Source organism: Adhaeribacter terrigena, assembly GCF_016623615.1.
Lineage (GTDB): Bacteria > Bacteroidota > Bacteroidia > Cytophagales > Hymenobacteraceae > Adhaeribacter_A > Adhaeribacter_A terrigena.
Genome location: NZ_JAEHFX010000001.1, coordinates 697,202 through 709,327, shown reverse-complemented (window position 1 = coordinate 709,327; position 12,126 = coordinate 697,202). Strand labels below are relative to the sequence as shown.

General features: G+C 47.7%; 8 protein-coding genes. All 8 read left to right on the top strand.

Features of this window, described 5'->3' with window-relative positions:
• Nucleotide 1 precedes the first annotated feature (1 nt).
• The 8 genes from I5M27_RS02855 (at nt 2) to I5M27_RS02820 (ending at nt 12,030) form a co-directional block, all read left to right on the top strand.
• On the top strand, nt 2-1,618 hold the full coding sequence (locus I5M27_RS02855) for a glycosyltransferase (protein WP_200504508.1): 1,617 nt from the start codon (nt 2-4) through the stop codon (nt 1,616-1,618).
• Nucleotides 1,615-2,637 (top strand): polysaccharide deacetylase family protein, encoded by a 1,023-nt coding sequence (locus tag I5M27_RS02850; RefSeq protein ID WP_200504507.1) that lies wholly within the window; start codon nt 1,615-1,617, stop codon nt 2,635-2,637. The genes I5M27_RS02855 and I5M27_RS02850 overlap by 4 nt, the downstream gene beginning before the upstream one ends.
• Nucleotides 2,638-2,830: 193 nt before the next feature.
• Entirely contained in the window at nt 2,831-3,832 is a 1,002-nt protein-coding gene (locus I5M27_RS02845; RefSeq protein WP_200504506.1) for a glycosyltransferase family 2 protein, read from the top strand.
• Complete coding sequence (locus I5M27_RS02840; protein WP_200504505.1) at nt 3,825-4,868, top strand: glycosyltransferase family 2 protein; 1,044 nt, start codon at nt 3,825-3,827, stop codon at nt 4,866-4,868. The genes I5M27_RS02845 and I5M27_RS02840 overlap by 8 nt, the downstream gene beginning before the upstream one ends.
• 108 nt (nt 4,869-4,976) lie before the next feature.
• On the top strand, nt 4,977-5,975 hold the full coding sequence (locus tag I5M27_RS02835) for a glycosyltransferase family 2 protein (protein WP_200504504.1): 999 nt from the start codon (nt 4,977-4,979) through the stop codon (nt 5,973-5,975).
• Nucleotides 5,954-7,036, top strand: a complete 1,083-nt coding sequence (locus I5M27_RS02830; protein ID WP_200504503.1) for a glycosyltransferase — start codon at nt 5,954-5,956, stop codon at nt 7,034-7,036. Before I5M27_RS02835 ends, I5M27_RS02830 begins: the two co-directional genes overlap by 22 nt.
• Nucleotides 7,037-7,408: 372 nt before the next feature.
• Entirely contained in the window at nt 7,409-8,800 is a 1,392-nt protein-coding gene (locus I5M27_RS02825) for a T9SS type A sorting domain-containing protein (protein ID WP_200504502.1), read from the top strand.
• A gap of 281 nt (nt 8,801-9,081) precedes the next feature.
• Nucleotides 9,082-12,030, top strand: coding sequence for a LamG-like jellyroll fold domain-containing protein (locus tag I5M27_RS02820; protein WP_200504501.1), 2,949 nt, complete (start codon nt 9,082-9,084; stop codon nt 12,028-12,030).
• Nucleotides 12,031-12,126: the final 96 nt, after the last annotated feature.

The window sequence follows — 12,126 nt, the reverse complement described above, 5'->3', positions numbered from 1 at the left end:
GATGGAAACAGCCCGGCATGGATCTCCCCTGGTTTCGGTAATTATACCGTGCTACAACCACGGTGCCTTTTTACCCGATGCGCTCGAAAGTGTACGCCGGCAGGATTATCCTAACCTGGAAATAATTGTGGTAGACGACGGTTCGACGGACAACACCAGAACGGTAGCCGAAAACTCACCAAAAGTGCAGTACATCTACCAGACAAACAAAGGTTTATCTGCTGCCAGGAACGCCGGGATCAGGCACAGCAAAGGCCAATACCTGCTTTTTCTGGACGCCGACGACTGGCTTTTACCGGGAGCAATTAAAACCAACGCAAATTACCTTCAGCAATATACTGACCTCGCTTTTGTATCGGGCGCGCACGAAAAAGTATATGTAGCAAACGGTAGGATTCTGGACGAAAAAACTACTGTAAGCGCTTCTCATTACGAGCATTTATTGCAGGGAAACTACATTGGCATGCACGCCACCGTTTTATACGACCGACGGATTTTCGACCAGTTCCTATTCGATGAAAGTTTGCCTAACTGCGAAGATTATGATCTGTACCTGAAAATTGCCCGCCACCACCCGGTTCTGCACCATACCGAGAAAATTGCGGCTTACCGGCTTCACAACAGCAATATGTCTGGCAATATTCCGGGTATGCTGCAGGGCGTACTGAAAATACTCGATCGCCAGAAGCCGCACCTGAAAACCGATACTGAAAAAAACGCCCTGAAAAAAGGCCGCCGCAACTGGAAAAACTATTACTGCCAGGCCCTTTTAGAGCAACTTAAAACCGGCACGAATAAAAGCAAGGCGGCCACCACCATTATCTGGCACCGGCCGGAGCTGCTTTTTAAACACCTTGTAACCAGAAGAAAGACAATGCTAAAGACCTTTGTAAAGCGAAACGCTCCCGATTTTAGTTTAAGATGGCTTCATAAAATGGGCTTATCCAAAAATCATGTTCCGGCAGTTGGCCAGGTTGCCTTCGGCGATTTCAGCCGCACCACGCCGTTCAGTAAATGCTTTGGCTACGACCGGGGCGGCCCCGTGGACCGGTATTACATCGAAAATTTCCTGGCGCTGGAATCTGAGAACATAAAAGGCAGAACGCTTGAGATCGGCGACAATGCTTATACCATGGCCTTCGGAAAAACCCGGGTTACCAAAAGCGAAATTCTGCACGTGAACGATAAAAATCCGCAGGCAACCATTATTGGCGACATCAGCCACGCACCCCAGATTGCCGACAACAGTTTCGACTGCATCATTCTTACGCAAACCCTGCACCTGATCTACGATTTTGATGCCGCCATGCAAACCTGCCACCGCATTTTAAAACCCGGCGGCACGCTGCTGCTCACCGTTCCCGGCATCACGCCCATAGACCAGGGCGAATGGAAAGAAACCTGGTACTGGTCTTTTACCGATAAGGCCGTGCAGAAATTAACCACTAAAACCTTTCCCGAAGGCAAAGCAAAAATCAGCTCGTTCGGAAATGTATTTGCGGCCACTGCTTTTTTATATGGCATGGGTTTGCCCGAAGTTCCGCGCCATAAACTAGACCACCACGACCCGCATTACCAAGTAATCATTACGCTGAAAGCCCAGAAAGCCCTATCATGATGAACTTCCGTTTCCGCCACATCTTCAGATCGTATTTCGCACCGCAGGCTGCCGTGCTGATGTACCACCGCGTGGCCGAAGTAAAAAGCGACATCTGGGACATAACCGTTAGCCCGGAAAATTTTGAGCGGCAACTCCAGTTGCTGCAGCAATCCGGCCGGGTAATTTCCCTTACCGAACTAACCCAAAACGCCAGGAAAAACCGCCTGAAAAGCGGAAGCATTGCCCTCACTTTCGACGATGGGTATGCCGATAATTTTTTGATCGCCAAACCACTGCTGGAGAAATACAACCTGCCGGCTACCTTTTTCATTACCACTTCGAACCTGGGAAAAAAAACCGAATTCTGGTGGGATGAACTGGAAAGCCTGATCCTTTTTTCAGAAAAATTACCGCCGGTTTTCTCCGGTAAAATCAACGGTCAGGTCCTGAATTTTGAATTGCAACAGGAAGCGGAACTCAGGCCCGTACAACGGCATATTAACCGCAACTGGAAAGCCGGTGAAGAGAATCCGCCTAATATCCGCTGCGCCATGTTCCTGAAATTGTGGCAAACCTTAAAACCGCTTCCGCCTAAAATACAGAAGCAGGAATTACAAAAAATCCGCGATTGGGCTGCTATTACAAGCGCACCCAGAAATGGTTACGAAAGCATGTCCGAAAAACAATTGCAGGAACTCAGCCGGAACTCCCTTTTTGAAATTGGCGCACACACGGTTTCGCATGCCGCGCTGGCTTTTCACCCGCCTGAGTTTCAGGAACAGGAATTAAGTGAAAACCGCAACCTGCTGCGCGACATTACCAACCGGAACATCGAGCTGCTTTCCTACCCCTACGGCAATTATAATACCCAGACCTTGCGGACCGCAAACCAGACAAAGTTCAAAGCCGCTTTCACCACGCAGGATGAATTTATAAACAACCAGACCGAACAATTCCGCATGGGCCGTTTCCAGGTAAAAGATCTTCCGCCGGAAAAATTTGCCGCACAATATCTGCCCGCGCAACGCTGGTGTTGAAGTAAAAAACGCTATGGTTTGAGCCTCAAAAAGTATGAAAAGCAACCCGAAGCCGCCCCATAAACAACGGAAGGCAAAACTGGAAATATCAGCAAGAACCTTAGATCCTGAAATTCCCCTGATCCGCAATCAAAAACGGTAGGCATTTAAGGTTTAAAAGTAAGAATGAAGCCGCACTAAAAAATTAACTGCCATGCAAACACAACCACTGGTTTCCGTGATCATCGCCTTTCTGAACGAAGAAAAATTCCTGTCAGAAACGATAAAAAGCGTGCTGGCCCAAACGTATCTGAACTGGGAACTGCTGCTGGTAGACGATGGCTCCACCAACCAAAGCACCGGTATTGCAAAACAGTTTGCGGCCGATCATCCAGGTAAAATATTTTACCTGGAGCACGAAGGGCATGTAAACAAAGGCGTGTGCGTAAGCCGCAACCTGGGCGTAAAAAACTCCAAAGGAAACCTGATTGCTATTCTGGATGCAGATGATGTGTGGCTGCCGGAAAAACTACAAAAGCAGGTAGCCATTTTTCAAAAATATCCGGATCTGGGTTTAGTGGCCGAAGGCTCTACGCATTGGTATAGCTGGAACGATCCAAAAGCCGAAGACATCGAAATTCCGGTGGGCTCATTATACGAAAAAAACCGCGTGATCCGGCTGCCTGCTCATCAGGATAAAGTCTTCGGACCGGTGGAATTATTATACAGTCTTTATCCGCTAAGCAAAGGTGCTGCGGCCGGGCCTTGTGCCTGGTTGCTCAGCAAAAAAGCTATCATTAAAGCTGGCGGTTTCGAAGAATCGTTCACCAAAGAATACCAGCTTTATGAAGACCAGGCTTTTTTATGCAAGATCTACCTGCGGGAAAAAGTTTACCTCTCTTCGGAATGCAATAACCTTTACCGCCAACGGCCGGGCTCGGTGGTGCAATGGGTAAATGAAAAAGGGCATTACCATAAAGTACGCGCCTACTTTCTGAACTGGCTCGAAAACTATTTCCAGCATCACAACATTTCAGACGCGAAACTTAAAAAGCTATTAAACCAGGCCTTGCTGCCATACCGTAATCCGAACTGGTTTTTTATTTCCCGGACCTTGCCGAAAAAACTGCTGCGACTTTCTTTAAAACCTCTGCGCCTGCTTACCAGATTTTTAACAAGAAACGGAATTCTGACCAAACAACCAGCCCATGCCTAGTGTAACAGTTTTGATGCCGGTTTATAATGCCGAAAAATTTCTGGTCGAAGCCATGCAAAGCATGCTGAACCAGACTTTCCGCGATTTCGAATTTATCATCATCGACGATGGTTCTACCGACCGGAGCGTAGAAATTGTGAAGACTTTCGGCGATCCACGCATTCGGTTTTATCAGAATGAAAAGAACATGGGCATTACTAAAACCTTAAACAAAGGCATTGGCCTGGCCCAAACTGAAATTATTGCCCGCATGGATGCTGACGACATCAGCTATCCCGAACGACTGGAAAAACAATACGCTTATCTTCAGCAAAACCCCGACTGCGCCATGGTATCTTGCCTGGTGCGGGTAATTTCAGAAGACAAAACATTCATCCGGCAGGATCGGTTCAAAAGCGAGCATTTTTACTACAACCTCACCTTCATTTGCTGGATCTACCACCCTAGCATCATGTTCCGGAAAAGCGCCTCAGAAAGCGTGCACAATTACACTGTTGCTTACGCCGAAGATTACGAATTATTCTGGCAGCTCACCCGCAGATATAAATTCTATAACCTGCCCGAAGTGCTGCTCGATTACCGCGAAACCAGCCAGAGCCTGAACCAGGTTCTGAAAAAAACGGAATACGAACTCGCCCAACAGGAACAGGTATTGCGCAACATCCGCTACTACGCCGGCGAGCACTACATCGTTCCGGATTGTTATCTGTTCTGCTACCGTCATAATTTCGGACCGATTTTAGCCCGAAACAGCATAAACGCTTTGGTTGCCTGCATAAAAGAGCTTGATTTTATTTCGCTTTGCATCCAGGCAAAACCCAACGTAAATCGTAACGCTAAGGCCATAAAAAAAGCGGCGCTGCACAAACGCAATTACACCATCTGGTCCTTGGCCGGTAAACTGCCGTTCTTTTCCAGGTTCCTTTTCCTGCTGCAGGTTTATTCGCTGTCAGATGGTTTAAAATCTTTGCGGGCCTTTATCCGGGAGCAGCTTGTAATGCGTAAACTAAAACCGGCCTTTACTTTTTCCCGCTGAAACCCTACCGTTTTCCGGACTGGAAAATCCGGAAAAGAACAAGTGCATATTTCCTCCGGAATTCTAAACTTCATAAACCCGCCGCTGAAACAATTTACCGCTGAACCGATGGCTTACATTCCCAAATCTCCGCCCCGCATTGCACCGCTACCTGAAAATTGTGTACGGCCGAAATGGTCGGTTATGATCCCGGTTTACAACTGCGCGCAATTTCTGCCCGAAACCCTGGAAAGCGTATTGCAGCAAAACATTCCGGCAGCCGAAATGCAGATAGAAGTAATAGATGATGGCAGCACCGACGCCGATGTGGCAGCCCTGGTAAAGCAGATCGGGCAAGGGCGCGTTGCGTATTTCCGGCAACCCAGAAACGTAGGCAGCCTCGTAAATTTCGAAACCTGCCTGATCCGCGCCAAAGGCCATTATGTGCACCTGCTCCACGGCGACGACAAAGTTAAAAATGGCTATTACCGCAAAATTGAAACCCTTTTCGAGCAAAACCCGCAGGCCGGCGCCGCTTTTTGCCGCTACACCTGCATAGACGAAAACGGTAGGAAAAACTACGATAAAACGCCCGAAATGCAGCACGACGGCATTTTACCCAATTGGCTCAAAACGATCAGCGAACGGCAGCGCCTGCAATATGCCACCATTACCGTGCGCCGCGAAGTGTACGAAAAACTGGGCGGCTTTTTTGGGGTAACCTACGGGGAAGACTGGGAAATGTGGGTACGTATTGCGCGTCATTACCCGGTTGCTTATACGCCGCAGATCCTGGCAGAATACCGCACGCATTCCAACTCCATTTCGGGCAATAAATTCCTGAAAGGCGGGCATTTAAAAGACCTTGGCAGGACCATGAAATTGATCCAGCAGCATTTACCCGAAGGTCAGAAAACCGGAATACTGGCCCGTTCTAAAAAGTATTATGCCTATTACGGCCTGAAAATAGCCAACCGTTTATGGAACAGCCTGCATAACGAGCAGGTAGTAAAAACCCAGATAAAGCATATTCTGCACCTTCACCGGAGCCCTTTGTTGCACCTTATACTACTTAAATTATACCTGAAACTAAACCTGTATAAATTATGGAAGCGGGCGTATCGGTAATTATCTGCACGTATAACGGCGCAGCGCTTTTACCTGACACGCTGCGCCACCTGGCCAGGCAAAATGTGCCGCCGGAAATTCCCTGGGAAGTGATCGTGATCGACAATGCTTCTACCGACCAGTCTGCTGCGGTGGCGGCTTCTGTCTGGGAAAATTCCGGAAACAAAACGCCGTTTTCTTTGCTGCATCAGCCCCAGCCGGGTTTAACTTTCGCCCGCGAATTAGGGCTGGCAAAAGCCCGTTACGAGTTCGTGCTTTTCTGCGACGACGATAACTGGCTTTGCCCCGATTATGTAAAACGTGCTTACGAATTAATGATGCAACACCCCGAGATAGGGATGTTGGGCGGGTACGGCGAATTGGTATTCCAAGAAAAACCGCCCCATTGGGCCAGAAATTCGCGCTTATTTGCCAGCGGCCCGCAAGCATTAAGATCAGGAAAAGTTAAAACGAATGTGGTTTACGGCGCCGGCAGCGTCATGCGAAGAACAGCTTTTGAGGCCTTATTAAAAGCTGGTTTCAGGTCCCGGTTAACCGACCGCAAAGGCGCCAGCCTGAGTTCGGGCGGCGACTACGAGCTTTGCTTTGCTTTGGCCCTGGCCGGTAACGCAATCTGGTACCACGACCGTTTGATTTTCCGCCATTTTATCCCGGCCAAACGCCTGACCCGCGAATATCACGAACGGTATTTCCGGGAGAGTGCGCAAAGCTTCTCTGCCCTTGTGCCCTATCGTTTTCTGGTGAATAAAGGCTCCCGCTCGCTGGCAGATTTTCATTTTCAATACGCCAAAACGGTAGCCAATTATACCCGGAAACTGCTGCCGGCATTTATAAAAAGCCTCCTTTTGCCAGCCGGCTTACGGACATCACAGGCCAATGAGCTTGCATATATTTCCCTGAAAGCCAAACTAGGCAGCTTCCGGAATTACCGTACCATGCTTCAAAATTTCCGGGAACTCTTGTTATTCAAACAACAATTTCAGGATCAGGCAAAATCTCAGTTTCTGCAGGTAAACCCTAAAGTAAATATGCTTTCCCAATCCCTGCGGATTTCTGATTAAAATCCTAAACCACGTGTAAACACCATTATTTTATTTCCAAAACGCTATGGTTTTCGGAGCAAAAACTGCATGCCTTTTTTGGGTTGCCCTTTCACTCAATTTTTATTTAAGCTAAAACTCCTGAAAACCTTGCCACGGGATAATACAACAAGTCCTCGGAAAGCAACATAACCTGTTCACGGAAATTTTTAGAAAATAATTGAAATAATACAACTTAAAAAAGGTTATACCATATATATACTCTTTACACCAAGCTGATTCCCCCCTTTTTATAATTTTTTAAAATTGGTTTTCCGATCCAAGCCTTTAAAAAAACATAAAATGTACTCCTGAAAACAATGGATTGCCGAATTACCTTAATGCTTAACCGTTATGAGAAAATTTCTAATTGTAATGGCCCTTATTTTGCTTTTTATCCAAAGTGCTTCGGCTCAGTTTTACAATACAATTCCCTTAACCCCCCTGGCAGTAACCACCGATACCCAGGAAAGCCCGCAATCCAAGATCTGGTTTCACGATGACTTTTATTGGACCGTGCTGACCGATTCTGCGGGAACTCATGTATGGCGTTTAGATGGCACAACCTGGACCAGGATGCTTACCCTTGCAAAATCTACCTATGCCCGGGCCGATTGCAAAGTGGTAGGCAATGTAGTACACGTGATCCTTTATCGAAAAAAAAGGTCCTTCTTATTATCAATAGAATACGTACCCGAATCTTCTACCTACAAACTATGGTCTGCAAGGCCGGAAAGAGTACTGGTGCTGCTCGATGACAGCGCAGAAACCGCCACCATCGACATTGACACCCGGAACCGCATGTGGATCGCCTACGACGATACCAGCAAGATCTATGTACGCTGGAGCGATTCGCCGTATTCAACCTGGAGTGACCCGATAACCGTAGTTTCGGGAGTAAAAAAAGATGACATCTGTGCCCTTATTGCCATGCCCGTTTTTGGGAAGGTGGGCATACTCTGGTCTAATCAGAATTCCCAGCGTTTTGGCTTCAGAACGCATCCTGACGGCTCCGACCCCACACGCTGGAACGAAGATGAAGTGCCCGCTTCGCAGTCTGCGGTCAATTTCAGAGGTGGCATGGCCAACGACCACCTGAACATGACCCTGGGCCGGGATGGCACGCTTTATTGTGCCGTTAAAACCAATTACGGCCGGTCAGATTACCCAAACCTGGGGCTATTGGTGCGGCGGCCAAACGGCAGTTGGGACAACCTTTACCCGGTTTCGCCTACGGGCACAAAGGGAATTGTATTATTAAATGAGGTCACCGGAAAACTAAGGGTGGTTTACACGGCCAAAGAACGCGGCGGAAATATTATGTACCGGGAATCGTTCATTGCGCCTATCGCATTCGGGCAGGCTTATAAACTAATGAACGGGGAATTCGATCACAGCACTAGTATAAAGAACAATACCAGCCCCAACACCCTGGTCATAGCTTCAGACTCATTGTATAGTACGGGCGTACTCGCTTTCGATGCCGTATATTTACACCTTGAAGTTAATCCGAACCCCAGTATGACCACCTCCGAAGTAAAATTCTCGGTTCCCGGCGATACCCGGTATTCCGTAGATCTTTACAACGTAACGGGAAACCTGGTTTTCAATATAAAAGAAGGCTATACCAAATACGGGGAAAAACATACCGTTGAGCTCGATGCCAAGAATCTCCCTTACGGCCTTTATATGGTCCGCTTACAAACAGAAAAACGCAGCAAAACAATAAAACTGATCCGCCTCTGAATTTCAGGTCCGGATTCGCTTTTACAGGCTCCATTTATAATGATTTAGTGGGAGGCATTGAGCTGACTCAGTGCCATTAACGCTCCCGCGCAAAATCGAAAATGATTCCTGAAAGACATTGTTCTGCCGGATTTCACGTCCCTTGCTTATAAAACAAACCGAATAAATTACCCTTACCACTTAGCATTAATTGTCATTTAGCATTTGTGGCTGGCACCTCTTTTTTATATCCAGCCCATGATGCAGGAATTCAATTTACCACCTATATAAACTTCCTTACTATGAGAAAAGCAGTATCTTTAATGATAGCAGCCTTACTATGTATTCAAACCGCTTTTGCCCAGTTCCCGAACGTTTCTAACTTAAAATCGCTAAGTATAACCACCAATACCCGGGAGAAACCTCAATCTAAAGCCTGGATCCACGATGGCAAGCACTTTACCGTATTATCAGATGGGGCAGGTGCGCATGTCTTTCGGCTGGATAATACAACCTGGACCAGAATACTAACGATTCTAAATAAAGATAACCGCCGGGCCGACTGTAAAGTAAACGGAAACCTGGTGCACATTCTCCTGTTCCGGCCCGGCGAAACGGATCTGGTATCGTTAGAATATGTGGCAGCCAGCAGTACCTATAAACGCTGGACCAGCAGAACTTCCACCATCCGGATACCCACCAACCTGAGTTCTGAAACGGCCACCATCGATCTGGATACTAACAACCGCATGTGGATGGCTTCCGACGATGATTCCAGCATTACTATTCGCTGGAGCGATTCGCCGTATTCTTCCTGGAGCTCGCCAATTACAATTGCTTCGGGAATAGATCCTGATGATATTGGCGCTGTAGTTGCATTTCCCATGCTCAATAAGATCGGCGTATTCTGGTCGAATCAGGTTACCAAACGCTTTGGTTTTAGAATGCATACCGATGGCACGAACCCGGGTACCTGGACAGCAGATGAGATTCCGGCTTCGCAATCTGCCCTTAACAAAGGCAACGGAATGGCTGACGACCATATGAACCTGAAAGTTGCCAGCGATGGCACGCTGTATTGCGCCGTTAAAACCAGCTACGATTCGCAGAATTACCCGAGAATTGCGTTACTGGTTCGGCGGCCCTCCGGCACTTGGGATAATCTGTATGGCGTTTCCAATATTGGTACCCGCGGCATTGTGGTGCTGAATGAACAAAGTGCTAAAATCAGGATCGTTTATGCTTCTAATGAAGATGACGGCGATATTCTGTATAAGGAATCCTCGACAAATGCTATTTCATTCGGCTCGACATACACCCTGATCTCCGGGACTTACAACAACCCGACCAGTATAAAAAACACCTTTAGTCCGCATGTGGTGATTTTAGCTTCTACTTCCAGCGAGGCAGTTGGTGTATTGGTTACCGACGATGGTACACCCCCACCGCAGCCGCCTGGAGTTCCAACCCTGAATCTGCCGGCCAACGGAGCTACAGGAGTTAGCATTACACCAACGCTGAGCTGGAACGCTGTTACCAACGCCACTTCGTATCAGGTTCAACTTTCGGCTTCCTCCAGTTTTTCGAACAAAATCATAGATTCAAGTAATGTAACGGGTAGTGCGGTGTCTGTTTCTGGCTTAGCTTACAACACCCCATATTACTGGCGGGTAAGAGCAAGTAATTCCGCAGGTTTCGGTAACTGGTCGGTGATCCGGAATTTTACTACTGAAGCCGAACCTATAATTGTGCCGGATGCAGCAACCCTGCAAGCGCCTGCCAATACCGCTACGAACATCGATATCAATCCAACTTTAAGCTGGCATGCAGCAAACAACGCCCTTACTTACCGTTTGCAGGTAGCCACTTCAAACACTTTTTCTACGCTGGTTGCCGATAGCAGCAATATCACCTCGCTTTCGCAGCAGCTAACCGGCCTGAACCATAGCACCCAATATTTCTGGCGGGTAAAAACGTATAGTCACAACGGGGAAGGCAACTGGTCATCGACCTGGAATTTTACTACGGTTGCGGCGCCAACTTCGCCTCCAACTGTTCCGGTACTGGCTTCACCACTGAACAATGCTACCAACATCAGTCTTGCCACAACCGTAAGCTGGAATGCCACCACCGATGCCCGTAGCTACCAGTTCCAGATAGCCACAGATTCGAATTTCCAGGCTCCGGTTTATGATATTAATAATATTACAGCTTTATCGGTCTCGGTTTCAGGTTTAGAGTACAACACGCAATACTACTGGCGGGTAAGAGCGGTTAATGCTGCCGGAGCCAGCAACTGGTCTACGGTATGGAATTTCACTACTGTGCCGCAGCCGGTTGCGTTAGTGGGTCACTGGCAAATGGAAGACCCGGCGGGTACTACGCTTTCAGATGCATCCGGCAACGGAAACCACGCCACCACTTCAGGAAACCCGGGTTTTGTAACCGGCAGAATCGGGCAGGCATTACATCTGACCGGCTTAAACCAATACGCCACTGCCCCTCACAGCACCACGCTAAACCCAGGTAGTGGCATTACCCTAACTGCCTGGATCAAGCCAGAAACCTCAGGCTCCAGACAATTTATCCTGAAAAAAGGGCTGGCGAATGATGGTTATGAAATTTCATTAACTGGTAGTGCCAGGGTTGCTTTCCGCTTTAATCAAATTTCTGCGCTTAACAATTACCAGGTAGTTTCTAACGCGACTGCTCCAACGAATGGCCAAACCTGGCTGCACGTAGCTGCTACCTATGATGGTTCCGTTATGAAAATATACCTGAACGGTACGCTGGATGATAGCCAGGTATTAACTTCAACACCGGTAATAAACAGCAACAATGAGCCCCTATCTTTCGGAGCAACCAGCAGTGGTAACAGCCGTTTTCAGGGCTATCTAGACGATGCCCGGATTTACAACATTGCCTTAACCGCTTCGGAAATAAATGCATTAGCTACCGTATCCGTAGCCAGAATGTCGGCCACCATGCAAACGCCCGCCACCCTGGAAGCCAGCCCGAACCCGTTCCGTTTGACTACCAAAATTAAATTTACCGTGCCAGACAAGGGTGATTACGCCGTTATTTTATACAACATGGAAGGCAACCCGGTAAAAGTTCTAAAAAAAGGAAATGCTCAGGCCGGCGACCAGCTTACGGCAGAAATAAAAGGCCAGCTCCTGCCAAGAGGCTTATATGTGGTACGGGTTCAGAGCAGCAAAACCAGCCAAACCCTGAAATTGATGATGGAATAATATCCCTGATATGCGGCTGTTTATGAAGCAGACCCAACACAGAAAATTCATTTCTAAAATGACAGAAGCAAAAAAGTCAGGCACACAGCCTGACTT

What these genes read in the sequence shown, in the direction of transcription:
- I5M27_RS02855 (WP_200504508.1), top strand. Translation starts at nt 2, where the DNA reads ATGGAAACAGCCCGGCATGGATCTCCCCTGGTTTCGGTAATTATACCG.
- I5M27_RS02835 (WP_200504504.1), top strand. Translation starts at nt 4,977, where the DNA reads ATGGCTTACATTCCCAAATCTCCGCCCCGCATTGCACCGCTACCTGAA.
- I5M27_RS02830 (WP_200504503.1), top strand. Translation starts at nt 5,954, where the DNA reads ATGGAAGCGGGCGTATCGGTAATTATCTGCACGTATAACGGCGCAGCG.
- I5M27_RS02820 (WP_200504501.1), top strand. Translation starts at nt 9,082, where the DNA reads ATGAGAAAAGCAGTATCTTTAATGATAGCAGCCTTACTATGTATTCAA.
- I5M27_RS02840 (WP_200504505.1), top strand. Translation starts at nt 3,825, where the DNA reads ATGCCTAGTGTAACAGTTTTGATGCCGGTTTATAATGCCGAAAAATTT.
- I5M27_RS02850 (WP_200504507.1), top strand. Translation starts at nt 1,615, where the DNA reads ATGATGAACTTCCGTTTCCGCCACATCTTCAGATCGTATTTCGCACCG.
- I5M27_RS02845 (WP_200504506.1), top strand. Translation starts at nt 2,831, where the DNA reads ATGCAAACACAACCACTGGTTTCCGTGATCATCGCCTTTCTGAACGAA.
- I5M27_RS02825 (WP_200504502.1), top strand. Translation starts at nt 7,409, where the DNA reads ATGAGAAAATTTCTAATTGTAATGGCCCTTATTTTGCTTTTTATCCAA.